This window comes from Frankia sp. AgB1.9, assembly GCF_016786355.1.
Lineage (GTDB): Bacteria > Actinomycetota > Actinomycetes > Frankiales > Frankiaceae > Pseudofrankia.
On sequence record NZ_JADWYX010000008.1, the window covers coordinates 98,761 to 123,052 of the forward strand.

19 protein-coding genes and 1 tRNA gene are annotated in these 24,292 nt (G+C 72.4%); 12 read left to right on the plus strand and 8 right to left on the minus strand.

Annotated features, from left to right (window positions below; genetic code table 11):
* The 6 genes from I6A60_RS04700 to I6A60_RS04725 all read left to right on the plus strand — a co-directional run.
* On the plus strand, window positions 1-293 hold a 293-nt coding region (locus I6A60_RS04700), incomplete at its 5' end, for a DUF501 domain-containing protein (protein WP_238434760.1).
* A complete protein-coding gene (locus tag I6A60_RS04705; RefSeq protein WP_203014673.1) occupies window positions 290-1,246 on the plus strand; it encodes a Ppx/GppA phosphatase family protein in 957 nt (318 codons plus the stop codon). The genes I6A60_RS04700 and I6A60_RS04705, both read left to right, overlap by 4 nt.
* Before the next feature lie 33 nt (window positions 1,247-1,279).
* Complete coding sequence (locus I6A60_RS04710) at window positions 1,280-2,173, plus strand: uracil-DNA glycosylase (RefSeq protein ID WP_203014671.1); 894 nt, start codon at window positions 1,280-1,282, stop codon at window positions 2,171-2,173.
* A 445-nt stretch (window positions 2,174-2,618) separates the two neighbouring features.
* Window positions 2,619-3,950: an NAD(P)/FAD-dependent oxidoreductase gene (locus I6A60_RS04715; RefSeq protein WP_238434761.1), complete on the plus strand. Its 1,332-nt coding sequence runs from the start codon at window positions 2,619-2,621 to the stop codon at window positions 3,948-3,950.
* A 401-nt stretch (window positions 3,951-4,351) separates the two neighbouring features.
* Window positions 4,352-4,426, plus strand: a tRNA-Leu gene (locus I6A60_RS04720).
* A 630-nt stretch (window positions 4,427-5,056) separates the two neighbouring features.
* Window positions 5,057-5,863 (plus strand): Bax inhibitor-1/YccA family protein, encoded by an 807-nt coding sequence (locus I6A60_RS04725; protein ID WP_203014669.1) that lies wholly within the window; start codon window positions 5,057-5,059, stop codon window positions 5,861-5,863.
* A gap of 95 nt (window positions 5,864-5,958) precedes the next feature.
* Here I6A60_RS04725 and I6A60_RS04730 read toward each other — a convergent pair whose 3' ends face one another.
* Window positions 5,959-6,195: a DUF4287 domain-containing protein gene (locus tag I6A60_RS04730; RefSeq protein WP_013421859.1), complete on the minus strand. Its 237-nt coding sequence runs from the start codon at window positions 6,193-6,195 to the stop codon at window positions 5,959-5,961.
* A gap of 107 nt (window positions 6,196-6,302) precedes the next feature.
* Here I6A60_RS04730 and I6A60_RS04735 point away from each other — a divergent pair, with 107 nt between their 5' ends.
* A complete protein-coding gene (locus I6A60_RS04735) occupies window positions 6,303-6,788 on the plus strand; it encodes a hypothetical protein (RefSeq protein WP_203014667.1) in 486 nt (161 codons plus the stop codon).
* A gap of 88 nt (window positions 6,789-6,876) precedes the next feature.
* On the opposite strand, the gene I6A60_RS04740 is transcribed toward I6A60_RS04735, so the two are convergent.
* Window positions 6,877-8,097, minus strand: a complete 1,221-nt coding sequence (locus I6A60_RS04740) for a DUF459 domain-containing protein (protein WP_203014665.1) — start codon at window positions 8,095-8,097, stop codon at window positions 6,877-6,879.
* Between the two features lie 93 nt (window positions 8,098-8,190).
* Window positions 8,191-9,852 carry an MBOAT family protein gene (locus I6A60_RS04745; RefSeq protein ID WP_203014663.1) on the minus strand — a complete coding sequence of 554 codons (1,662 nt, stop codon included), beginning with the start codon at window positions 9,850-9,852 and terminating at the stop codon, window positions 8,191-8,193.
* A gap of 159 nt (window positions 9,853-10,011) precedes the next feature.
* On the opposite strand from I6A60_RS04745, the gene I6A60_RS04750 reads away from it, so the two are divergent.
* Window positions 10,012-10,476 carry a hypothetical protein gene (locus tag I6A60_RS04750; RefSeq protein ID WP_013421863.1) on the plus strand — a complete coding sequence of 155 codons (465 nt, stop codon included), beginning with the start codon at window positions 10,012-10,014 and terminating at the stop codon, window positions 10,474-10,476.
* Window positions 10,477-10,511: 35 nt separating this feature from the next.
* Here I6A60_RS04750 and I6A60_RS04755 read toward each other — a convergent pair whose 3' ends face one another.
* From I6A60_RS04755 to greA, 4 genes are all read right to left on the minus strand, one after another.
* On the minus strand, window positions 10,512-11,513 hold the full coding sequence (locus I6A60_RS04755; RefSeq protein WP_307873531.1) for a signal peptide-containing protein: 1,002 nt from the start codon (window positions 11,511-11,513) through the stop codon (window positions 10,512-10,514).
* A 446-nt stretch (window positions 11,514-11,959) separates the two neighbouring features.
* Window positions 11,960-13,954 (minus strand): VWA domain-containing protein, encoded by a 1,995-nt coding sequence (locus I6A60_RS04760; RefSeq protein ID WP_203014661.1) that lies wholly within the window; start codon window positions 13,952-13,954, stop codon window positions 11,960-11,962.
* A 114-nt stretch (window positions 13,955-14,068) separates the two neighbouring features.
* Entirely contained in the window at window positions 14,069-15,457 is a 1,389-nt protein-coding gene (locus I6A60_RS04765; protein ID WP_203014726.1) for a magnesium chelatase, read from the minus strand.
* A gap of 405 nt (window positions 15,458-15,862) precedes the next feature.
* Window positions 15,863-16,345, minus strand: a complete 483-nt coding sequence (gene greA, locus I6A60_RS04770) for a transcription elongation factor GreA (protein WP_203014660.1) — start codon at window positions 16,343-16,345, stop codon at window positions 15,863-15,865.
* A gap of 785 nt (window positions 16,346-17,130) precedes the next feature.
* Here greA and mca point away from each other — a divergent pair.
* From mca to arfB, 4 genes are all read left to right on the plus strand, one after another.
* Entirely contained in the window at window positions 17,131-17,991 is an 861-nt protein-coding gene (mca, locus tag I6A60_RS04775) for a mycothiol conjugate amidase Mca (protein ID WP_203014725.1), read from the plus strand.
* 85 nt (window positions 17,992-18,076) lie between these two features.
* Window positions 18,077-18,361 (plus strand): hypothetical protein, encoded by a 285-nt coding sequence (locus I6A60_RS04780; protein WP_203014659.1) that lies wholly within the window; start codon window positions 18,077-18,079, stop codon window positions 18,359-18,361.
* A gap of 106 nt (window positions 18,362-18,467) precedes the next feature.
* Complete coding sequence (locus tag I6A60_RS04785) at window positions 18,468-21,461, plus strand: leucine--tRNA ligase (RefSeq protein WP_203014658.1); 2,994 nt, start codon at window positions 18,468-18,470, stop codon at window positions 21,459-21,461.
* 763 nt (window positions 21,462-22,224) lie between these two features.
* Window positions 22,225-22,641 carry an alternative ribosome rescue aminoacyl-tRNA hydrolase ArfB gene (gene arfB / locus I6A60_RS04790; RefSeq protein ID WP_203014724.1) on the plus strand — a complete coding sequence of 139 codons (417 nt, stop codon included), beginning with the start codon at window positions 22,225-22,227 and terminating at the stop codon, window positions 22,639-22,641.
* Window positions 22,642-22,686: 45 nt separating this feature from the next.
* On the opposite strand, the gene I6A60_RS04795 is transcribed toward arfB, so the two are convergent.
* Complete coding sequence (locus I6A60_RS04795; protein ID WP_203055567.1) at window positions 22,687-24,054, minus strand: hypothetical protein; 1,368 nt, start codon at window positions 24,052-24,054, stop codon at window positions 22,687-22,689.
* Between the last annotated feature and the right edge of the window lie 238 nt (window positions 24,055-24,292).

A 24,292-nucleotide genomic window follows, 5' to 3' on the forward strand; every position in this document is an offset into this window, starting at 1 on the left:
GCGGCCGGGCCGCCGCGTCCCCCCCCCCCCTCCCGCCACCCCCCGCGGGGGGGGCGCCCCGGGCCGGCCCGCTGCCCGGCGACCCGGGCGCGGGCGGGATGCCGGACCGGGTCAAGTGCCTGCACGTTCTGGTCGCGCACAGCCTCGCTTCTGGGCCGGGCGTCAACCCGTTCGGTGACGAGGCCATCGCCGCGGCCGGCGACTGGGCCGCCCGCGGCCGCTGCGTCCCCGACGAGCCATCCGACGAGCCATCCGACGACCTGCCTCGCGATCCGAGAGGAGCCCGCGCATGAGCCGCGTGGCCGCCATCGACTGCGGCACCAACTCGATCCGGCTGCTGGTCGCCGACATCGCTCCGGGATCGTTCACCGGAGCGCCCGGCAACGGCGTCGGCGGCCCGAAACTCGTCGAGCTGACCCGGCGGATGGAGATCGTCCGGCTCGGTGCCGGCGTGGACCGGACCGGAGCGCTCGCCCCTGAGGCGCTGAACCGTACCTTCACCGCACTGCGCGACTACGCCGCCGAGATCGAGCGGCTCGGTGCTACCAGGGTCCGGATGGTCGCCACCAGCGCCACCCGGGACGCCAGCAACCGCGCCGAGCTGGTCGACGGCGTCCGCGCCATCCTCGGCGTCGACCCCGAGGTGATCACCGGGGACGAGGAGGCGGCCCTGTCCTACGCGGGCGCCGCCGCCGAGCTGCCCGACGCGGCGACGCCGATCCTGGTCGCAGACATCGGTGGCGGGTCCACCGAGCTGGTGCTCGGGGACACGTCCGGCGTCCTGGCGGCCCGCTCGGTCAACATCGGGTGCGTCCGGATGGCCGAGCGGCACCTGCGCGCGGATCCCCCGGATCCGGCCGAGGCCGCGGCCATCGTCGCCGACGTGCAGGCCGCCCTGGACCTCGCCGAGGAGGTGGTCCCGCTGCGGCGAGCGGCCACCCTGGTCGGCGTCGCCGGCACCGTCACCACCGTCGCGGCCCTCGCAGCCGGGCTGCCCGAGTACGACTCCGAGCGAATCCACCTGCTGAGCACCCCGGCCGACGCGGTCGCGGAGGTCACCGAGAAGCTGCTCGCGATGACGCACGCCGAGCGGGCCGCGCTGTCGGTGATGCACCCCGGGCGGGTCGACGTCATCGCCGCGGGTGCCCTGGTGCTGCGCACGCTGGTCGAACGCGTCGGCCTGCCCGCGGTGATCGCCAGCGAGCGCGACATCCTCGACGGCATCGCGTTCTCCCTGGCCCGATGACCTGGCGCGCCCCCGCTTCCGGGCGCGATCGGGATGCCTGACGACGAGCGGGGCCCGGTCGCGGCGGGGACGGGCTGGCCGGGAGACCCGGCTAACGCGGCGACGCCGGTGGCGCTGACCGCCGGTGACGTCGCCGCGCTGGCGGGAGCGGCCGGCGGCGCGGACGAGCTCGACGCGTGCGCCTCGGTCTGCCGGGCCTGCCCGCGGCTCGTCGACTGGCGCGAGGAGGTGGCCCGGGTCCGGCGGGCCGCCTATGCGGGGGAGCGGTACTGGGGCCGGCCGATGCCGTCGTTCGGTCCGCCGGACGCGCGGGTGCTGGTGGTCGGCCTCGCGCCGGCCGCGCATGGCGGCAACCGGACCGGCCGGATCTTCACCGGCGACCGCAGTGGCGACTGGCTGTTCGCGGCGCTGCACCGGGTCGGGCTGGCCGCGTCGCCGACCTCGACGGCCGCCGGGGATGGCCAGCGGCTGCTCGACGCGCGGATCACGGCGGCGGTGCGCTGCGCGCCACCGGCGAACAAGCCGACCCCGGCCGAGCGGGACGCCTGCCGTCCGTGGCTGGTCCGCGAGCTGGAACTGCTGCGTCCCCGGCTGCGGGCGATCGTGGTGCTGGGCGGGTTCGCCTGGCAGGCGCTGTGGCCGGCGCTCGCCGGCGCGGGCTTCGGGCTCCCGCCCCGGCGCCCGGCCTTCGGCCATGGCGCCCGCGTCGAGCTACCGGCGCTCGACGGCGGGCCGGCCGGGCCGCTGCTGCTCGGCTGCTACCACCCGAGCCAGCAGAACACGTTCACCGGCCGGGTCACGGCGGCGATGCTCGAGGATGTCCTCGGCGCCGCGGCGCGTCACGCGGCCTCCGGCGATGATCAGGGCGCTTCGGTCCGAACCGTGCAATCCCGGTCATCAGCGCTCGACCTGACGGAACGGTCGTAAGCGGGTGCTGACCGGCACGTGACGGTCGGACGGCGCAAAAGGTTCCGGAAGACGTCGGCCGGGCCGGCGAAATACCCCAAGGTCATATCGCGGCCGGGCCTAGGGTCCCGGGCGATCGTGGGCCAAATCACCGGTCACAAGACAGGGTGGCCTTGACCCGCGCCGCGGGGTGGATCGCAGTAAATGGGTATTCGTGGCCCACGTCACTCCGGTGTGGTCCGCCTCGTGGCGCATCGCCGCTCGCTCGGCGGGGATGGCGGGCGTACCGGCGGGTGGCCACGGGTACCGCCTTCCCATGGGGAATGGTCGGGCTCGTGACATCCGAGCAACACCGGCTCCTGACCTTCGAGCAAGATCGGCTCCTGACACTCGAGCAAGACCGGCTCCTGACCTTCGAGCAAGACCGGCTCCGCGCATCCTCGTAGTCGGTGGCGGTTACGTCGGGATGTACACGGCCCTGCGACTGCGGCAACGGCTGCGGCCCGGTGAGGCGACGTTGACCGTGGTCGAGCCCCACTCGTACATGACCTACCAGCCGTTCCTGCCGGAGGCGGCGGCCGGCAACCTGGAGCCTCGCCACGTCGTAGTCCCGCTGCGCAAGGTGCTCCGGGGGTGCGAGGTGGTCAGCGGCCGGGTGACGCGGGTCGCGCACGCCGAGCGCACGGCGTCGGTCCGCACGGTCGGCGGCGACGAGTACGACCTCGGCTACGACATTCTGGTGATGGCTCCCGGATCGGTGGCCCGGACGCTTCCGATCCCGGGCCTGGGTGATATCGGCGTGGGATTCAAGTCGGTTGCCGAGGCCATTTATCTGCGCAACAAGGTGATTGGCCTCATGGACGCGGCCGCGTCCACCCGGAATCCGGCCGAGCGTTCTCGCGCTCTTACGTTCGTATTCATCGGCGGCGGATATGCGGGAATCGAGGCCCTCGCCGAACTCGAGGACATGTCGCGCTACGCCTGTTCCTATTACCCCAACATCTGTCCGGACGACCTTCGCTGGGTCCTCGTCGAGGCGACCGGCCGTATTCTGCCCGAAGTCTCGCCGGCAATGGGCCTTTACACGGTGAAACAGCTGGAGCACCGGGGCATCGAGGTCAGGCTGAACACCCGCGTCACCAGCCTGCGGGACGGCCGGGTCGAACTCGACGACGGCGCCGCGTTCGACGCCGACACCGTCGTGTGGACCGCCGGGGTGCGGGCCCATCCGATGCTCGCCGGCACGGATCTGCCGCTCGACGACAAGGGCCGGCTGCGGGCCAACCCCTTCCTTCAGGTCGACGGCGTCGAGGACGCCTGGACGGCCGGCGACTGTGCCGCCGTCCCCGACCTGTCCGGGCCGGTGGGCTCGTTCACCAGCCCGTCCGCGCAGCACGCGGTCCGTCAGGCTCGCAGGCTCGCCGAGAACCTGGTCGCCCACCTGCGTGGCCAGCCCATCGAGCCGTACTGCCACCGGTACGCGGGTAGCGTCGCCTCGCTGGGCCTGCACCGCGGCGTGGCCGACGTCTACGGCATCAAGCTGCGCGGCTGGCCAGCCTGGTTCATGCACCGCACGTATCACCTCAGCAGACTTCCGACCTTCAACCGCAAGGCCCGGGTCCTGGCGGACTGGACGCTGGCGCTGTTCTTCAAACGTGAGACCGTCTCCCTCGGCTCGTTCGCCGACCCGCGGGCCGAGTTCCGCCGGGCGACCGCCGCCGAGCCCGCACCACGCTCCGCCGCCGCCCGCCCGACGGCGGTCGGCCGGGCCGCCGCGGGGCCGATCGGACCGGTCTGAGGGGCGGGCCAGGCTTTCCGCGGTCGTGGGAACGCCGGGCCCTGGGGCCCGGCTGCCCGTCGGGTGGTTTCGCGGCAGCTGTCGGCCGGAAAGGCGCTGGGCCGGCGGAGGTCGGGCGCCGTCGGCCGCCCATCCGTGGCTTCGCCAAGGGGCTCCACACGGCCGGTCAATGGTCAGTCCGTCCGCCCGGGTCTTAGCCCGCCGCGCCGACGAGAGGAGGTCTGACTGTAATGATCACGCAACAAGCTATGACGGTCCGCGCTGATGTGTCCGCGCGTTGTTCACCTGTGCGTCACGAAGGGTGACGGGCGTGCTGTCCGTCCGACGCCCACGTGATTTCTCCACGTTGTGTTATTCCCAGAACGTACGTAGCGTGGTAGAAATACCAGCGATGTAGGCGAGCCGGTGTATCCCAACAGGTAGAGGAGGCTGTCCTAAAAACAGCTCGAGTGTCGGTTCGACTCCGACCACCGGCACGCGATCGGGGTTCGCGGGTTCGTGAGCCTTGCGGAACGCCCCCGATCTCTTGCACCGCCTTCGTCTTTGCTCGTTCGCGCGCCTTGCCGTGCGTCGCTCCGCTCCTGCGTTGACATTGCCACCGCTTCGCGAGCCCACTCGTCGGCGGGCGGCTTCGCCTGCCGGGCCTCTTTACATTTCTTGACTCTGGGAACGCGGGCCTTTATAAGGCGCCCGTCGCTTTTCGCTGCCGGATGCGTGGTGAGCCGGTTTCACCAGCGCTCCCCGTGCCCCCCGGGCCGCCCTCAATCATGCGTAGAGTGAGGATCTGGCTGCCCTGGGCGATCTGGCGCCCTTCCGTGTTGGCCGTCATTCGGCCGACCCACCGGTCGGCGGACCGTGCCCTTCGGGGACGTCGTCCTTGTGCGGACGGTCCACTGAGAGCGCCCCTCCTGTCCAGCACGGGCGCCGCTGTCCTCGGGGTGAGGTCTTCAGGGGGCCGCGGCGGGACAGCGTGGGGCGGTCGGGGTTCGTGGAATGCGCGCAGGCGATTATCGTGTCCAGTGGGTGCTGGGCGGGGCGGCTGCGGGCGCGTCGCGGGCGGCAGAGCGCCACCCGGCTGGCCAGCGCGAAGGGGAGCAACGATCCACATGGCGAGGACCCGATCGAGCAACCCGGTGTTCACCCACCTGCGGTCCGGGACGCCGGCCTCCGACCAGCTCACCTGGCCGCCGTCCGCGCAGGGCACACCGCCCGGGACGCCGACGCCCGAGGAACTGGCCCGGGTCTACCGGCAGCCGAGTTCGCTCACCATTGATGACGTCGTCATGCACACCCTCGGCCTGTTCGCCATCGCGGGCGTGGGTGGCGCGGTCGGCTGGTACCTCGTGGACCGCGCGCCCGGCCTGGTGTTCGGCGCGGGCATCGCCGCGTTCGTCCTGAGCCTCGTGATCCGGTTCACCGGCCGGATCAACCCGGCCTTGGTGGTCGTCTTCGGAGTCCTCTCCGGCCTCATGGCCGGCGGTGTGTCGAGGCTGTACGCGAACGACTACGCCGGGATCATCCCGCAGGCGATCCTGGGCACCGCGGTGATCTTCGTGACGATGCTGCTGGCCTACCGCAGCCGGCGCCTGCGCGCCACGCCCCGGATGGCCCGGATCGTCGGCAACGTCCTGCTGGCCGTCGTCATCATCAGCATCATCGACGTGGTGCTGCGCCTCACGACCGGCAGCCACCTGCCCGTCATCAACGACGCGACCCCGCTGGGCATCCTGTTCAGCGTCGTCGTCCTGGTGATCGCGAGCCTGCAGTTCATCCTCGACTTCGACGCCATCGAGCGGATGATCGCCGCGCGGGCGCCCCGGTCGGATGCCTGGGTGTGCGCCTACGGCCTGCTGATCGGCTTCATCTGGGTCTACCTGGAGATGCTCCGGCTGCTGTCGAAGCTGCGCCGCTAGGCCAGCTCGCCGGCCGGCCGGCGCGGAGCCTGGTAGCGAACACCGGGCTCCGCGCGTGCCGTTCCTCGTGCGAGCCGTTCCTTCGTGCGTAAGCCTCAGACCTTGATCGCCCGGCGGCGGAGGTCAGCCTCGTGGACGAGGGCCGCGGCGTAGTTGTGCGGAAGGTTGTGCTCGTCGCGCAACCAGTTCACGCGTTCCGCGAACCGCAACAGGCCTGGACCTTCCTCGACACGCTGGAGCCAATGGGCCAGATCATGGCCGGTGACCTTCGGAAGGCGGTCGATGAGACTTTCGTGGGTCTGCTGGGTCTGTACGGAGCGGAACTGAGACATGCGCGCCTCCTGGCTGAACCCGGCGTCAACGGACCATGAAGGGAGGGTGCATCACGACGAACGGGAGGGCAAGCCCCAGCGCCGTCCCCGTCAGGTAACCTGCCCGGATGTCGGAATCGGTGCCCGCACATCCGAGCACACCCGGCTCCAACTTGACGAGCACACCCGGCTCCGGCCTGACGAGCACACCCGGCTCCAACCTGACGAGCACACCCGGCTCCGGCCTGACCCGAGAGGTCAACCGGTTGCTCAACCGACTGCGGAGCTGGAGCCCGGCCGCCTGGGACGTCACGGCCGCGGCGGGTGGCACCCGCGCCCAGCGGACCGCCGCGCTGGCCCAGGATCTCGCCCGGCTCGGCCGCGAGGCCGGATCGGGAGCCCCCGCCGGCCTGCGGCCACCGCCGCTGGCGCCACATGGCCTCCCCGACCAGATCACCCTCCTCGCTGAGGAGCTTCTCGACCTGCTGGGACGCGTCGAACTCGCCCCGGCTCGGCAAGCGGCACTGCTGTCCGAGGCCCACGAGGTGGTCACCGCTGCCCGGCTCGACCTGGAAGGCCCCGGCTTCGGCTTCGCGACCACCCCGCTGCGCTGACCGAGTCTCATCGCCATCTGGATACCCGCTGCTCGGCCCCGTCACCCGCTCTACCCGGGGACGAGCCGGGCGGGCGGGACGACGACCGTTACCGGGCCTGCCTCGGTGACGGCGGGGTCAGCTGAAAGTCCGAGGCGAGCCTCGCGAGCACCGGAGCGGCGACGATCCTGGATCCGTCGAGCGTGTAGTGCACTCCGTCGCGTGTCCTGGCAAGGACGGACTGGCCGGCGGCATCTCGCAGGTAGTCGCTGTAGTGCCCGTGATCGGACAGCTGGGCGCCCAGATCGAGGAACGCCGCCCCGAGAACCTGGTGGACCGCGTCCGCGACCGCGCCGTTGAGCTGCTGGAAGTAGCCGTCCATCCGGCTGGACCGGGCCGGCGGCAGGCTCACCCAGTACACCCGGCGGTGACCCCCGTCGGCCCAGATCCTGAGCACCACCAGTGCCCGGCGCCGGTACTCGTCGACCCAGCCAGGCGAACCGGCGGGCAGGACCTGGCCGTTCGGCATCGTGATGCCCTGGGCGTCGTTGGCCCCGAGCGCGACGACGACGACCTCCGGGTCGCGGGTCGCGACCTGCTCGCGGGCGTGGCTGGCCCAGTCGAAGAAGTCCGGTCGCACCAGCCCGGTGCCGTAACGGGTGTCCGTCTGCGCGCGGACCGTCGCCGGCGCCGTGTTGGCGATCGTGGGACCGAGTGACTCGGTCAGTGAGTCGCCGGTGATCAGCACACGCAGTGGGTCGCCGGCCGTCGGTACCCGCGGCGCCGTGAGCGGTGTCGCGGCCGCGGTCGGCCCGGCGCCGGCCGCGGCCGCGCCCGGAGGCGTGCCTGGTCCGGCGGCGGGCGGTACGAGGCTCGCCGCGGTCGCCAGCTCGGAGGCCGCCGGATCGGCGCCCGCTCCCGGGGCGGGATGCCCGAACAGCGCGTTCAGCCGCTCGTCGGGCCAGTCAAGCCCCACCGTGCTGGTGAGGCGGTCCAGCGGGCGGGCCAGCGCCAGGACGACGTCACGGGCCCGACCCGGGTTCATGCCCTCGCCGGTGTGCACGGCCGCCGGCGCGCGCAGCAGCGCCACCGTCACGAGCGTCCCGGCGACCAGCGCGAACGCCCGCCGCGCCGGCACCGCCGCCGCCGACGCCGACGCGCTCCCGGCCGGTACGGCTGTCGCGGTCGACGCCGGGCCGGCCGCCCCCCGCTGGCCGAGCGGTTCCGGCGGGGCCGCCGGCTGGTCCGAGCCGGGTTCCGCGCCGCTGGCACGGAGGGTCAGCGCTTCGGCTGCCCTGGCCGCGGGGACCTCGTCCGCCTGGGTGTCCACGGCTCACGAGCCTGCCATGCGACTACGTATCGTGTGCATTAGCGACACGGATAGTTACGGTTCATCGTGCTAGATCTGGAACCGGAACTCGATCTAGAACCGGAAGTAGATGAACGGCGCGACGTCCTGGTGCCCGACCGCCGCGTACATGACCAGCAGGAACGCCACGACCCCGGCCACCTGGGCCGGCAACGGCAGGCGGTCGAAGGCGCCCTGCGCCGCCGCCCACCACCGGCCCGGCACGGCCGCGAGCCCCAGGCCGACCGCGATGGCGACGACGACCGTGGGCGTCACCAGGCCGGTCGCGAACCCGCCGGTCCCGAGCCGGCGCAGGATCTCGCCGGCGGTCGCCAGGTCGGGGGACCGGAACAGCAACCAGGCCGCGCAGACCAGATGAAAGGTGAGCAGCCGCCGGGCCCAGCATCCCGCGCCGCGCCGAGCCCCGCTCGGCCACCGGGTCGGCGCCCCGGTCGCGGGGCCGGACCCGCTCCCGTCGTCATCGAGCCCGGAGGCGGTCCCGCTGGGGGAGTGCAGCAGTTCGAGCCCCCCTGTCGCCGCCGCCGGCCCCGGGGAGCCGGCCAGACCCCGCGGGCCGACCGGGGCCGGCAGCGGGCTGAGTTGTCCCGTGCGAGGCAGTGGGATGGCGACCGCGTGCGCGACAGCGACAGTCGGCTCGGGAGCCGGTGCCGACCCGGCCCGTCGGGCCCGGCGCCGGTCGAGCGAGCGTTCCGCGGCGAGGCCGGCGCCATGCAGGGCGCCCCAGCAGACGAACGTCCAGGCGGCGCCGTGCCACAGGCCGCCCAGCACCATCGTGACCAGGAGGTTGAGCTGGGTGCGCCGCGGCCCGCGCCGACTGCCGCCGAGCGGGATGTAGACGTAGTCGCGCAGCCAGCGCGACAGCGTCACATGCCAGCGTCGCCAGAAGTCCTGCAGGCTGGTCGCCGCGTACGGCCGGTCGAAGTTGTCCGGGAACCGGAAGCCGAGCAGGAGCGCGATCCCGATCGCGATGTCCGAGTAGGCGGAGAAGTCGCAGTAGATCTGCACCGCGTAGCCGTAGACCGCGACCAGCACCTCGACCGACGAGTGCTGCCCGGGGGTGTCGAAGACGGGGTCGACGAGCCGGCGGGCCAGCAGGTCCGCGAGGACCACCTTCTTGACCAGGCCGCCGCAGATCAGGAAGACGGCCCGGGTGGCCGGGACGGCGCGGCGGTCGCGCGGACTGGCCAGCTGCGGGATGAACTCCCGGGCCCGCACGATCGGCCCGGCGACCAGGTGCGGGAAGAACGCCTCGTAGACCGCGAAGTCGATCAGCCTGGCCGGCTGGGTGTCACCGCGATAGACGTCGATGACGTACGACAACGCCTGGAAGGTGAAGAACGAGATCCCGATCGGCAGCGCGACCTGTAGCAGCGGCAGCGGGGCCGCGATCCCGAGGTCACCGAGCGTGCGGTCGACGGACAACGCGAAGAACCCGTAGTACTTGAACCAGCCGAGCAGGCCCAGGTCGGCCGCGATCGCCACGGCGAGCACGCCGGACCGGCCGGATCGGCGGCGGGCCAGTACGACGGCCGCCGCCTGATTGATCAGTGTCGAGCTCGCCAGCAGCAGGACGAAGCGGATGTCCGTGTAGCCGTAGAAGAAGTAGCTGGCCGCGAGCATGAACGGCTTCCAGTACCCCGGCCGCGGCATGAGCAGCCAGGACACGGCCAGCACGACCAGGAAGAAGGCGGCGAAGTCGATCGTCGGGAAGATCACGCGCCACCACCCTCGTCACTGTCTGTATTGAGCACACCTTACTCAAAGTGACGTCATGGATGCGTATGGCGCCCCGGTGGGCGGGTGCGGTGCCGATCGGTCCGGGCGTTGGTCCCCTCCGGTGTTCGTCGGCCCGGACGTGGTCGGTAGCGTCGTCCCATGCCGCACAGTGGGGCGTACGGACTGATACTCGCGTTGCACGTTCTGGCCGCGATGCTGGTGATCGGCCCGCTGGTGTTCGGCGGGCTGTTCCTGCCCGCGCTGGCCTTCGTCGGGCTGCGCGCGCTGCCGGTGCTGAAGCCCGCGCCCCTGCTGCTGCGGATCGCCGGCGCCGCCTCGCTCGGCGTCGTCGGCCTGGGGGCGGCGCTGGTACACCGGGGGCCGTTCGGCAGCGTCCGAGGCTATTCGGACGGCTGGATCACCAGCTCGATCGCGCTCTGGGCGATCGCGACGCTCATCACGGTGACGATCCTGGCCGGTGGCGTCGCGACCGCCGTCGCGGAGATCGAGCAGACCGGCATGACCGCGCGGCACCGCCTGCCCTGGCTCGCCCTCGCGGGCGTGGTCAGCACGGCCTGCTGGATCGGGATCGTCTTCCTGATGGTCATCAAACCGGGCATGTAACCGGGCGCTGGTCGGCCGCGCGGCCGCCGCCGTCCTCACAGCTGGATGGCGTGCTGGTAGAGCTGGCGGATCGACGGGCCGAACGAGGTGCCGTAGATCGTGCTGGGGTCGGCCGAGTAGGCGTAGCTGACCACCGCGTCGAGGGTGCCGGTGCCGTTGTGGAACCCGGACAGCCAGGCGCCGCCGCTGGCGCCCGCGGTCATCGGGCACGGCAGGCCGAGCGAGTGCCCGCCGCGCGGGTCCGGCGTGGTCGTGCCCGTGCAGGTCATCAGCGTCGCTCCGTTGAACGGCGGCAGCTTCGGGTAGCCGAGCACCGTCTGCGGGCCGGCGAGCGAGCCGGCCGTCGTCCCGTCGGTGAAGGCGATCTGGAACGCGCCGCCGACGACGTCCTGAAGGTTGCGGCCACCGAGCGGGCGGAACGTGGCGAAGCCGGCGTCCTCGTCGAAGGAGCGCTGGTAGCCCCAGCCGGCGGTGACGGTCAGCTGGCTGGCATGCCAGACCCCGTAGGGCGCGGAACCGTTCGAGTAGCCGGGGATGAAGATGACGTTGGTCGCGAACGAGCCGCTCAGGCCGCCCGAGTGCAGGCAGTGACCGGCGGTCATCACCAGGTCATGACCCGGGCTGGCCACCACCGAGCCGGAGCAGGCGTAGTCGCTGCCGTTGATCGTGGTGAACAGGGCGCCGTCGAGCCGGACCGCCGCGCCGCCGCCGGTGTACGGCATGACGTCGTCCGCCAGCGGCTCCCGGTCCAGCGCGGCCAGTGGCGCTCCTGCCGTGAGCCCCAGTCCTGGCGCTGTGCCGGCCGGGGCGCCGGCTCCGGCCGTTCCCCTTCCGGTCGTGCGGGTCAGCACGTTGGCGTCGATCGCGTTGACGAGGCGAGCCGGCGTCCAGTACTGGGCCAGCTCCTCGTCGCTCTGGGACTGGCGACGGGAGTCGATCGCCCCGCCGGCCGGCGGCTGGGTCGTCTCGGCGGGGGCTCCTGGGGCCAGCGTGGGCGTGGCCCCCGGCGTCGCCAGCAGGCTGAACAGTGCCGCCACCGCCGCGGCCAGCGTCCCGAGCAGCGTCAGCCGACGCCGTCGGTGGCCCCGACCTGGGCGCTGCTGGGCCGGTCGCCGCTGGCCGGGCCGCCCGCGGCGAGGCCGCCGATGGCTGGGCCCGTCGCCCGCGCGGCGGGCCGGACGGCTGGGCTGGCTGGCGTCGTCGCGGTTGGGCCGGCGGCGTGGCCCGCGATGCCGATGGGGGCCCGGTCGTGGGCTCCCGGGCGCGCCTTCGGCGCCTGGCCCGTCCCCGGCCCGTGAAGATCCCACCCCGATCTGTGAGGACATGAAAGCGGAAGGTAGCAGCGGCCGTTGGCGGCTCCGCGGGTTTCCCGGGCCGGGCCAGCCCGGGCCACGAGGGGGCAACCGTCCGAAGCCTCCGGCGGCCAGAAGTTCCGACACCGCAGGGCCTCACCCCCGCCGGGTGAGACCGGCGGGGTCAGGCTCTAACGGTTGGCCCGCCGGCCGCCGCGGGCCTTCAGGTAGTCGTGAACCACGTACTGGCCGAGGGCGTTCGGGTCGGGGGACAGCACCCGCCCGCCGTTGCGCCGGGCCATCTCCTCGACGAACCGGACCAGCCGGGGCTCCGTGTCGAGCATGAAGACGTTGATCCCGACGCCGCGCCGGGTCAGCCGGTCGACCTCGGCGAGGGTGAGTTCCAGCGTCTCGGGCATCGGCGGCCAGGAGAACGCCGCCGACCCGTCGCGCAGCAGATGGGCGGTCGGCTCGCCGTCGGTGACGACCATGATCACTGGCTCGGACTCCGGGTACTTGGACAGCAGCCGCCCGGCGATCAGCAGCGCATGCTGCAGGTTCGTGCCCTGCACCATCTCGGAGTCCAGCCCGGCCAGCTCCACCGGCCGCAGCTCGCGGGCGTAGTCCGAGAAGCCGATCAGGTGGATCTTGTCCTGCGGGAACTTGGTCGTCACCAGTGTGTGCAGGGCCAGCGCGGTCGACTTCGCGATCCCCCACGTCCCGCGCAACGCCATCGAGTAGGACAGGTCGACGAGCAGGCAGACCGCGGCCGACGTCCGCCGCTCCGTCTCGGAGACGGCGAAGTCCTCGACCTTCAGCTTGATCGACATTCCCGGTCCTGGCGGCCCGGCCCGTAGCACCGCGTTGCGCACGGTGCGCACGACGTCCAGCGGCTGGGTGTCACCGAACTCCCAGGCGCGGGTCGTCCCGATCAGCTCGCCGGCGCCGCCGGCGTCGATCTGGGCATGATCGCCACGGGCGCCGGACGAGAGCTGCTTGAAGATCCGCGCCAACGCGGTCTGGCCGATCCGGCGCACGGCCCGCGGTGTCAGCTCCAGCCGCCCGGACTGCCGGGTCAGGAACCCGGCCCGCTCCAGCTCGCGCTCGATCTGCTGGAGCTGGCGCAGGTCGTCGACGGCCGAGCGGCCGAGCGCCGCCGTGATCGCGTCCGGGTCGACGTCGTCCAGCGAGGCACCCGGATAGTCCTGGCTCAGCGTGGCGGCCAGCTCGTCCAGCTCGGCGAGCTCCTCGAGCGCCGACGTCGCGTCGCCCAGGCCGAGGCCGCCCTCGCCGCCCCTCCCGTCGCCGAAGCCGTTCGGCCGGCCGGACGGGCGTGCCCCCCAGTTCAGGTTCGGCCTGGCGGAGCGCAGCGCCTCCCCGAGCTGGGCCAGTTCGTCGCCCAGCCCCAGGCCCTCGACGGCGGCGGCCATCAGCTCGGCCAGCTCCTGGCGCTGCTTGGGGGTCAGCCCTGCGAGCAGGCGGGCGGCGGCGGCCGAGCGCCGGGCCAGGGCGTCGATCAGCTCGTCGAGGCTTTCCGGCCCTTCGGGGAAGAACTCCCCGAACTGCTCCATGAACTCGCTGAACGCCTGGTCGGTGTCCTCGCCCCGGGCGTCCTTGGCGAGCAGCTCGTTGAGCGCGCCGACCATCTCGCGCACCCGGGCCATGTCCTGCGGGGTGGCGCCCTCGAGCGCCTGCTTCATGCCGCGGAACTGGGAGTCCAGCACCTCGCGGCGCAGCAGGTCGGCGATCTGCTCGTAGGTCTCCCTGGCCTGGGGCGACCGCCAGTCGTAGTCGGCCAGGTCGCGCACCGCCCGCGAGGCGTCGCTGGGCAACGCGTCCAGCTCGGCCTCGCGCATCCGGGCCTCGTCGGCCGGGTCGGGGAACAACGCCGCCCGCTCCTGGCCGATGGCGGTGTCCAGCAGCCGGCGCACCTCCTGCAGGGTGCCGTCGAGCCGGCCGCGGGAACGCACCTCGCGGCGGCGCCGGTCGACGGCGCGGCGCAGGTCATCGAGGCCGCGCCGGCCGTTCATGCCGCGGCGCAGCAGCGAGTCCAGCGCCTCACGCGGGGTGCGGCCGTCCAGCACCTGGCGGGACATCTCGTCGAGGGCGTCGGTCGCCGCGAACGGGGACTCCAACGGGTCCGGCCCGCCCGCCCATGGCCCGTACCGGAAGGAGCTGGTGCTCACCGTTGCATCCCGTGCCTCTGTGTCGATTTGGCCAGACGCGGGCCTGGTCGATTTGGCCACACGCGGGCCTGGTCGATTTGGCCAGACGCGGGCCTGGTCACTCGGGCCAGTGGCCTAGCCGCCGTAGACCGTCCTGCCTGGCAGTTCTTCCTTGGCGAGCCGGCGGTTGAGGTGCAGGCCCTCCATCGCCAGCTCCAGCGCCGCGGCCGCCAGGCCCGGCGACTCGGCGCCGTCCACCCCGAGCTTGGTGAGCATTCCGGCCAGGCCCGGAACCGGGCCGACCCGGCGCAGCAGCTCCGCCGCGGTCACCAGGTCCCCGGTCTCCACCGGTCCTTCGCCGTCGAACCGCTTCTGCAGGCCGGCGAGGTCGGTCCCGGCCAGCCGGGCCCGGTACGTCTCGGCGATCGCGCGGCGCAGCAGGTGGGTGAGGATCTCGTCCTCCCGGCCCTCCTCCAGCGCCTCGAACTCGACCTTGCCGCGCACCGCCGGGACGATCGAGGCCAGGTCGACGACGCGGGCCGTCGGCACGTCCTCGCCGGTCAGCGCCGCCCGGCGGACCGCCGAGGCGGCCACCGTCTCGGCCGCGGCGACCGCGAGCCGGGCCGACACGCCGGAGCGCTGGTCGACCTGCGGCGCGTCGCGGACCAGCCGGGTGAACCGCGCGACGATCTCGACGAGGTGGTCGGGCAGGACCGGCGAGCCCAGTGGCGAACCCGCCCAGGCCAGCACCGCCTCCTGCTTGATCAGCCGGAGCTCGTCGTCGAGACGGAGCGGGTAGTGGGTGCGCACCTCGGCGCCGAACCGGTCCTTGAGCGGGGTGATGATCCGGCCCCGGTTGGTGTAGTCCTCCGGGTTCGCGGACGCGACGAGCAGCAGGTCCAGCGGTAGCCGCAGCAGGTAGCCGCGGACCTGGATGTCCCGTTCCTCCAGCACGTTGAGCAGTGCCACCTGGATCCGCTCGGCCAGGTCGGGAAGCTCGTTGACGCTGAAGACGCCGCGGTTGCACCGGGGGACCAGGCCGTAGTGCACGGTCTCCGGGTCGCCCAGGGTGCGGCCCTCGGCGACCTTGACCGGGTCGACGTCGCCGATCAGGTCACCGACGGACGTGTCCGGCGTCGCGAGCTTCTCGCCGAAGCGTTCGTCGCGGTGTCGCCAGGCGACCGGCAGGTCCTCGCCGAGCTCGGCGTGCAGCGCCCGGCACCGGCCGCAGACCGGCGCGTAGGGGTGGTCGTTGATCTCGCACCCGGTGACCGCGGGCGACCATTCGTCCAGCAGGCCGACGAGGGTCCGGATCAGCCGGGTCTTGCCCTGGCCTCGTTCGCCGAGGAAGACGATGTCGTGCCCGGCCAGCAGCGCGCGTTCGACCTGCGGCAGCACGGTGTCGTCGAAGCCGACGATCCCCGGGAACCGGTTCTCGCCTGCAGCCATCCGGGCCAGCAGGTTGTCGCGCAGCTCCGTGCGAACGGAGCGATGCACGTGGCCGGCCGCGCGTAGCTCGCGCAGCGTGGTCGCGGCTGGCTGTCCCCCGGCCGGGTCGGCGGCCGACGGCGCGAAGGCCTTCGGAGCCGGGGTTGCCGGCGACAGGGTTGCCTGCGACGGGGTTGGACGGGGCGGGACCGGCAGATCTACCACCCCTACGACGCTACCGCCCGCCTGCGCCCGGGCCGGCGTGGTTCGCAAAGTCGCCCCGACTTGCCCACCCACCCGCCTGGCCCCGCGTGCCTAAACCCCAGCGCACACCAACAGCGGGACGTCACCACCCAAATTGGGAAACCACCACGACATGTGCCACCACATCTGCCCGTTCCGTCCGTTTCGGCGGGGGCCGAGGACCGCGACCGGCGGGCGGGCCGCCGGGTCCTCGGCGCGCGCGGGCGCTACCGGACGTACGGGACTGGTCGTGCGGGACTACAGAACGTACGGAGCCACCGAGACGATCTCCACCGAGGCGTTGCGGCCGTTCGGCAGGGTGTAGTTCACCTTCTCGCCGGCCTTGTGGCCGGTGACGGCACCGCCGAGCGGGGACGCGGGGGAGAAGACGTCGATGGGCGTGCTGTGGTCCTCGCGTGAGCCGATCAGGAACTTCTCGGTCTCGCGCTCGCCCGGGAAGCGGACCTCGACGACCGTGCCAGGCCCGGCCACGCCGGTGCTGGCCGCGGCCTCGCCGACCTTGGCGTCGCGGAGCAGGTCATTCAGCTGGCGGATGCGCGCCTCCTGCTTGCCCTGCTCCTCCTTGGCTGCGTGGTAGCCACCGTTCTCCTTGAGGTCACCCTCCTCCCGCGCGGCCTCGATCTTGTTGGCCAGCTCGGTGCGGCCGGTGGTCGTCAGGTAGTCGAGCTCGGAGCGAAGCCGGTCGTAAGCCTCCTGGGTGAGCCAGGTCTGCTGGGTCACGCGTCACGCTCCTCGTAGCAAAGCAAATAGTCAGGTTATCAGGACGATCTAGAATCTCGAAGACGACACGCGGTGCCCACGGCTGACGCGCAGGTCCTTCCGGCGCCGCCCTCGTCGGTGGTCGTCAGAAAGCCGCGCCGACCGCAATCGCGCCGCGAACCTCCCGGATCGATGTCTCCGACCCGGCAGGGACCCCGCCAGTCCCCTCCCCAGGTGCGAGGTGGTGACACTGACGGTCATGCGGCGCCTGCCCTGTATGGCAGGGTGGCGGCGTCGCCGGTGCACCGCACCGTGACCCTGTCGGCTGGGACCTCACGGTCCGTCGGCTGGCCTTCCAGGCGCGCCGACCGACCTCACGGCCCCGCCCGGACCTCACTGTCCAGGGACGCGTGCGCGGACGGTGCATTGTGCCACGGCGTTCGGTGACTTTTCCACATGGACCGTGAACTCGGCCACATCCGTACGGGCCGACTCGCGGCGCCGGTCCGGCGTGGCGCGGTCGACCCGCCAGGCAGAAGCCTGCCCGAGGTGGCATGACGTCCGCCACATGCGGCGGTGGCGCGGCCGGGCCGCGCCTGCGTGGCGTCGGACTGTCCTACGGATCAGCCACAATGGTTTTCATGCCGGTGAACCCGGGGGCAGCTCCCTCCTATGACGACTTGCCGGCCGAGCACAGCGGGTCGGCCCGTGGCAGCCTGTCCGCTGACGGCGAGTCCGTCACCGGTCCCGCGACGGGCGGCGGCCTGGCCGCCTCGCCGCACGCGCCGGGCCACGGCCTGCGGCTGATGGCCGTACACGCCCACCCCGACGACGAGTCCAGCAAGGGCGCCGCGAGCATGGCGCGCTACGTCACCGAGGGCGCCGAGGTTCTCGTCGTCACCTGCACGGGCGGCGAGGCGGGCAGCATCCTCAACCCGGCCATGGACAAACCGGAGATCCGGGACCGGATCACCGAGGTCCGTCGGGACGAGATGGAACGCGCCCGCGCGATCCTCGGTGTCCGGCAGACCTGGCTGGGCTTCCTCGACTCGGGGCTGCCCGAAGGTGACCCGCTGCCGCCGCTTCCGGAGGGATCGTTCGGCACGCTCGACCCCGAGGTCGCGGCCGGCCCGCTGGTCCGGCTGATCCGCGAGTTCCGTCCACAGGTCATCACGACCTATGACGAGAACGGCGGGTACCCACACCCGGACCACATCATGACCCACAAGATCAGTGCGGTGGCGTTCGAGGCAGCCGGTGATCCGGAGCGCTTCCCTGAGCACGGCGTCGAGGCAGGTCTGGAGCCCTGGCAGCCGCTGAAGCTCTACTACCACCTGACCTTCCACAAGGCGCGCATCCTGGCGCTGCACGACGCGATGAAGGCTCAGGGGCTGGAGTCCCCGTACGGCGAGCGACTGGAGACCTGGATCGACCGGGCCGAGGACAGCAACCGGCTGACGACCCGGGTCGAGTGCGGAGCCTTCTTCGAGGTGCGCGACCGGGCCCTGCTGGCGCACGCGACCCAGGTCGATCCCGAGGGCCCGTGGTTCCGGGTCCCGCTCGACCTGCAGCGCGAGGCGTGGCCGACGGAGGACTACCAGCTCGCCCGCTCCCTCATCGAGGTCGGGACTCTCCCCGAGAACGACCTCTTCGCCGGGATCCGCTGACGGCCGGCTCGCCAGGCCGCGCTGTGCCGCCGAGGCGTGAATTGCCTGGGTCCGCCCGTCGTCGGCCGTGGCGTAGGGTCGAGCCGTGAACGAGGTGCTTGCGGGGCCCGTACTGGCGGCCAACGAGATCAGCGCCGGCACCGCCGGGCTGTTCGTCGTCGTGCTGCTCTGCATCGCGTCTGGCTTCATCTTCTACTTCATGTCCGGCAGCCTTAAGCGGATGCGGAGCCACGTCGAGGACGGCGACTTCGCAGCGGCCGACGCGCGCCGCCGTGCCGCGAAGGCGGGCGAGGGCGAGCCAGCCGAGGCCAGTCACGCCCAGGCCGCCACCATCCCGGCCCAGTCGACAGGCGCGCCCCCGGACGCCTGACCGGCTGATCCACCGGTCGCGGCGCACCGGCTCGATATTCGGTCGCACCGGTACCCTCGGAGAGAGACGATCTCGACGACGGACCGGCCGAGTGGATGCGACAACGATGACCGACAAGGCCCAGAGCAGCGTGGCCGAGGGTGCGACGACGCCCGCCCCGGCGGAGACCGAGCTGCCGTTCCGATACGGCCCCAGGCTGGCCGGCGAGATCGAGAGCCGTTGGCAGAGCTGGTGGCGGGAGCACGGAACGTTCGCGTCCCCGAACCCGATCGGCCCGCTGTCGGACGGGTTCGACGAGGTCAAGGGCCTGGACCCGTTCTTCGTCCTGGACATGTTCCCGTACCCGAGCGGCGCCGGGCTGCATGTCGGACATCCGCTGGGCTACATCGGTACCGACGTCTACGCGCGCTACCTGCGGATGACCGGCAGACACGTGCTGCACAGCTTCGGCTATGACGCCTTCGGGCTGCCGGCCGAGCAGTACGCGATCAACACCGGTCAGCACCCGCGGGTGACCACCGAGGCCAACATCGCGAACATGCGACGCCAGCTGGGCCGGCTGGGCCTGGGCCACGACACGCGGCGCGAGATCGCCACCACCGACGTCACGTACTACCGGTGGACACAGTGGATCTTCAAGAAGATCTTCGACAGCTGGTACGACGAGGACCTGGACCGGGCTCGCCCGATCGCCGAGCTGGTCGCCGAGTTCGAGGCGGGCACCCGGACGCCCGTCGGGACGCTGCCGTGGTCCGAGCTGGACGCGACCGAGCGCCGGAAGGCCGTCGACGGCTACCGGCTGGCCTACCTGGCCGAAGGCCTGGTCAACTGGTGCCCCGGCCTGGGCACGGTGCTGGCCAACGAGGAAGTCACCGCCGACGGCCGTAGCGACATCGGGAACTACCCGGTGTTTCGCCGCCCGCTGCGCCAGTGGACGCTGCGGATCACCGCCTACGCCGAGCGGCTGATGGCCGACCTGGACCTGGTCGACTGGCCCGACTCGATCAAGCAGATGCAGCGCAACTGGATCGGCCCCTCAGACGGCGCACACGTCACGTTCGCGGCCTTCACCGGTGATCCCGACGGTCCGCCCAGGCCCGCGCTGGCCCTGGACGTCTACACCACCAGGCCGGACACGCTGCCCGGCGCGACGTTCATGGTGCTGGCGCCCGAGCACCCGCTGGTCGGCGCGCTGACCGCGTCGGAGTGGCCCACGGGCACCCCCGCGGAGTGGACCTTCAACGAGGGCCGCCCGGCCGGTACCTCCGACGCGGAGTGGACCCCGGCCGCCGCTGTCGCCGCCTACCAGGAGTTCGCCGGCACCCGCAGCGACCGCCAGCGCGGCGAGGAGGTCGACCGGACCGGCGTCTTCACCGGTGCGTACGCCCGCAACCCGATCACCGGCAAGGCGATTCCGATCTTCCTGGCCGACTATGTGCTGCTGGGCTACGGCACCGGCGCCGTGATGGCCGTCCCCGCCCACGACCAGCGTGACTTCTCCTTCGCCCGCGAGTTCGGCCTGCCGACCCCGCCGGTGCTGGCACCGAACGACGACTTCCTGGCCGAGCACGGGCTGTCGTCGAACGACTCGGTCGACGTCTGGCCGGTGGCCTTCTCGGGCGAGGGCGAGTACCTGCCCGCGCCGCCCGGAGCCCCGGTGCTGACCGGCCTGTCGAAGACCGACGCCGTGAAGGCCACCGTCTCCTGGCTGGAGGCGGCCGGCACCGGCAAGGCCGCCCGATCCTACCGGCTGCGCGACTGGCTGTTCTCCCGGCAGCGCTACTGGGGCGAGCCGTTCCCGATCGTGTACGACGAGACCGGCCTGCCGATCGCCGTGCCCGACGACGTGCTGCCCGTCCAGCTGCCCGAGATGACGGACTTCCGCCCGACCCCGATGGCGGAGGACGACACCTCCGACCCGGTGCCGCCGCTGGCCCGCGCGTCCGACTGGACCACGGTCACCCTGGACCTGGGCGACGGCCCCAGGCAGTACCGGCGCGAGACGAACACGATGCCCCAGTGGGCCGGCTCCTGCTGGTACTACCTGCGGTATCTGGACCCGACGAACGCCGAGCGGTTCGTCGACCCCGAGATCGAGCGGTACTGGATGCCGTCCATCGAGGGGCCGGAGGGCGACGGCGGCGTCGACCTGTACGTCGGCGGTGTCGAGCACGCCGTGCTGCACCTGCTGTACGCCCGGTTCTGGCACAAGGTCCTGTACGACCTGGGCCTGGTGTCGACCAGGGAGCCGTTCAAGCGGCTGTTCAACCAGGGCTACATCCAGGCCGACGCCTTCCTGGACGCCCGGGGCATGTACGTCCCGGCCCTCGAGGTCACCACCGAGGCGGACGGGACGCTGCGTTTCGAGGGCGAGCCGGTCTCCCGTCGCTCCGGGAAGATGGGCAAGAGCCTGAAGAACAGCGTGACGCCGGACGAGATGTACGACGCCTACGGCGCCGACACGCTGCGCGTCTACGAGATGGCGATGGGCCCGCTGGACGCCGACCGTCCCTGGCGCACCGACGACATCGTCGGCCCGCACCGCTTCCTGCAGCGGCTGTGGCGCAACCTGATCGACGAGGCGACCGGCCAGGCCCGGGTCGCCGACGTTGACCTGGACGACGAGGCGACCCGCACGCTGCACCGAACGATCCTGGCGGTGCGGGCCGACTACGCCGGGATGCGGTTCAACACCGCCGTGGCCCGGCTGATCGAGCTGACCAACTTCGTCAGCAAGCACTACTCGTCCGAGGCGAAGCGGCTCCCACGGGTGCTGGCCGAGGCGATGGTGCTGATGCTGGCCCCGCTGGCCCCGCACATCACCGAGGAGCTGTGGACGCGGCTGGGTCACGACGGCTCGCTGGTCCGCGAGCCGTTCCCGGTCGGCGACGAGGCGCTGGCCGCGGAGTCGACGGTGACGCTGCCGGTCCAGGTCAACGGCAAGGTCCGCTTCACTCTGTCGGTGCCCGTCGGTGCCGGCGAGGACGAGGTCAAGGCGGCTCTGACGGCCCACGAGGACTACGCGAAGCACACCGACGGCAAGACGGTGAAGCGCCTGATCGTCGTCCCCGGCCGGATCGTCAACATCGCCGTCGCGTGACGGCCGGCCGTCGGAAGAGGTCATCCATGCGTCGGCTGTCGTGGGTCCCGCTTCAGCTCGGGCTCGTGGCGGTGGTGTTCGCCGCCGGCTGTGACAGTGCACGGCACGCGGACCTGGCCGGCTCGACCGCCGGCGGCGCTGTGACCTCGGCACCAGTCACCACGCCGCAGCCGACCACGCCCTCGGCCGCCGCGGCGACCACGACAGGGCCCGGGTACCAGGTGGGCGCACCCGCCGGAGCCCTGCCGGCGTCAAAGGCCCAGACCCCACCCGTTCGGACCGGCTCGACGCCCCGGCAAGGTGGGACGGCGCCGCCGAGGCCCGCGTCCGCCGGGCAGGGAGGCGAGTCTCCGCCGCCCGCCGGCCTGGATGTCATCCACGGCACGATGCCCCCAGCCGGTGTCACCCAGGACGTTCACCCGCTGAGGGATACAAGTGACCACATCCTGACCAGCCCGGCCGTAAACCCGCCGGGCTGGACCAACGGCAACGGCGCTGTCTACTCGGTTCCTCCATGGACCCCGGGGGCCGGCGACGCGAGCCAGGTGCCCGCCGAGACCGCGGCGCCTCGTGCGACCCCTGCCACCGAGGTGCCGTCTCCTTAGCGATCCAGATGGTGGGAGGGGCGTGATACTCGATCTATCCCGTTTCGGAGACGGGGTGTCGATGGCACCATGGGCTCGTGCCCGACGAACCTAGCCTGCGGACTACCCGGGAGCCGGCCTCCCGGGAGCCGGCCTCCCGGGAAGCCGCGTCCCGGCAGATCCGGCCGGGTTTCTCACTGCCCGAGGGCGAGCTGCGGTGGCGCTTCTCCCGGTCGTCGGGCCCGGGCGGGCAAGGCGTGAATACCGCCGACAGCCGGGTCGAGCTCCGGTTCGACGTGGCCCGATCGCCCGCCATCCCGGGGCCACTGCGGGCCAGGGCGCTGGCCCGGCTCGAGGGCCGTTTGGTGGACGGGTTTCTCGTCGTCACCGCGTCCGAGCAGCGGGCGCAGCTGCGCAACCGCGAGGCTGCCCTCGGGCGGCTGGTCGGCCTGCTGCGCGAGGCGACGGCCCCGCCACCTCGCAGCCGCCGGCCGACGAAGCCGTCCAAAGGCTCGGTCGAGCGCCGGCTGGCCGCCAAACGCCAGCGCTCGGACACCAAACGCACCCGGCGCGCCGGCAACGCAGACTCCGACTGACCGCGGGCGGGGCCGTCCGCGCGGCCGGGCCTCCGTCGCCCGCGCTCAGGCCGGCGTGGGAGTGGCCGAAAGGACGCCCCCCGCGCAGGTGGGGTCCGCCTCGGTGGCGTCGCCGGCAATCAGCCCGCGACCGAACTCGTCCTCGTCGAGGCAGAAGCCCCCGCCACCCGGGCTCGAGACGTACGGTCCGCTGGCCCCGTTCGCGACGTCCCGCGGGTGGTAGAAGGTGAAGTTCTGCACGAACTGGCGGACGACGACGCGCACGTCGGTGCCCCGCCGCAGCTCATAGACGACGGCGAGGTTCGTCTTCACCTGAAGCGTCTCGTACCCCTCGTAGGGTTCCGCGTCGAAGGTGATCGTGGAGGCGATGGGGATTTCCGGGTCGGCGAGCGATACGCCCGGCGCCAGCATCGTGAACATCGTCGAGTTCCCCCTGCCGGTCGGGATGCTCGCGATCCAGTCCCGAATGTCCGCAGCCGAATCCGGCGGGAGGAGCTGGTAGTAGTCGGCAGGGTCGCCCGCCATCGTCCGGGGATCCAGCAGAGCCGCCACCAGCAACTGCTTGGACAGGTCCAGGTCGCTTGCCACCTCGGCGGCGCTGAACCGGCCGGCCGGCGCCGCCGCTGGCAGAACGATCCCGTCCGCGCCGAGGCCGTATTTCGTCAGGTCCAGGCCTTGGAACGGGTCGACCGGCGTGGCTGTGGGGTTCGGTCCGCCCGTCACCTCGGCCGGCGTGGCCGTCGGCTGGCCAGCGGCCGTCGGCTTGCCGTCGTCGGTGCCCTTGATGATGATCCACAGCAGGCCCAGGAGCACGAAGCCGACGACAGCGTAGATCAGGACGTTCGCCGTCGACAGACCGGCAAGCAAGAGCCTTCGCGGGGCCTTGGCCGCCAGCGGTGCCGGCCGCGCGGGTCCGGCCGCCGCACGGAACGGCGGCGGGCCGCCCGCGGGCGACGCTGGCGCCGGCCCATGGCCGGACGCGGTCGGCCAAGGGCCGGTAGCACTCGCCGACCCGACCTCGGGCACGGCTCCCGCGACGGGCTGCGCCTCGGTGACGGCCGCGACATCGGTGACGGGCTGGGGCGTGGGGGCAGACCACGCTGGGTTCGCGGCGGGCGCGGGCGCCGAGCCCGGTAGGCCCGCGTTGCGTGAGTCGGTCGTCGCGACGGATTTCGTCAGCCTGGCCCGGTCACGGCCCTGGGTCGGGCCGGGGTCGGGGGTCGCCCAGCCCGCCACCAGGTCCGCCGCGGTCGGCGGCCCGGCGGGCCGCGGGTCGGTCGCTGCCGGCGGGCCGGGCGGCTGCCAGGGCGCGGGCGCCGGCGGCGCCGAAGGCGGGGCTGGCGGTTCCAGCTCGGCCGCGCCGTCGGCGGCTGAGGTCTGAGGTGTTGGCTGTGCGTTCGGCTCGGCGCTCACTCGGCATCTTTCGACTCGTGGGGAGCGCAATTATGGGGTACCCGGACGATCAGGCGCATCCCGGGCCGAACCAGACGCGACAGGGAGGCGGGCGCGCGGCGTTCACTCCTGTTGACGGGCACCGCGTCGGTCATGATCGCCGTCTTGGCCCTAATGGGAGCTGCCGGGTTGCCGTGGGGCAGGCTCGGTGTCGGTAGCCGCTGGTGGGTGAGCGCTCTTTGGCCCTGGGCTGTGGTTG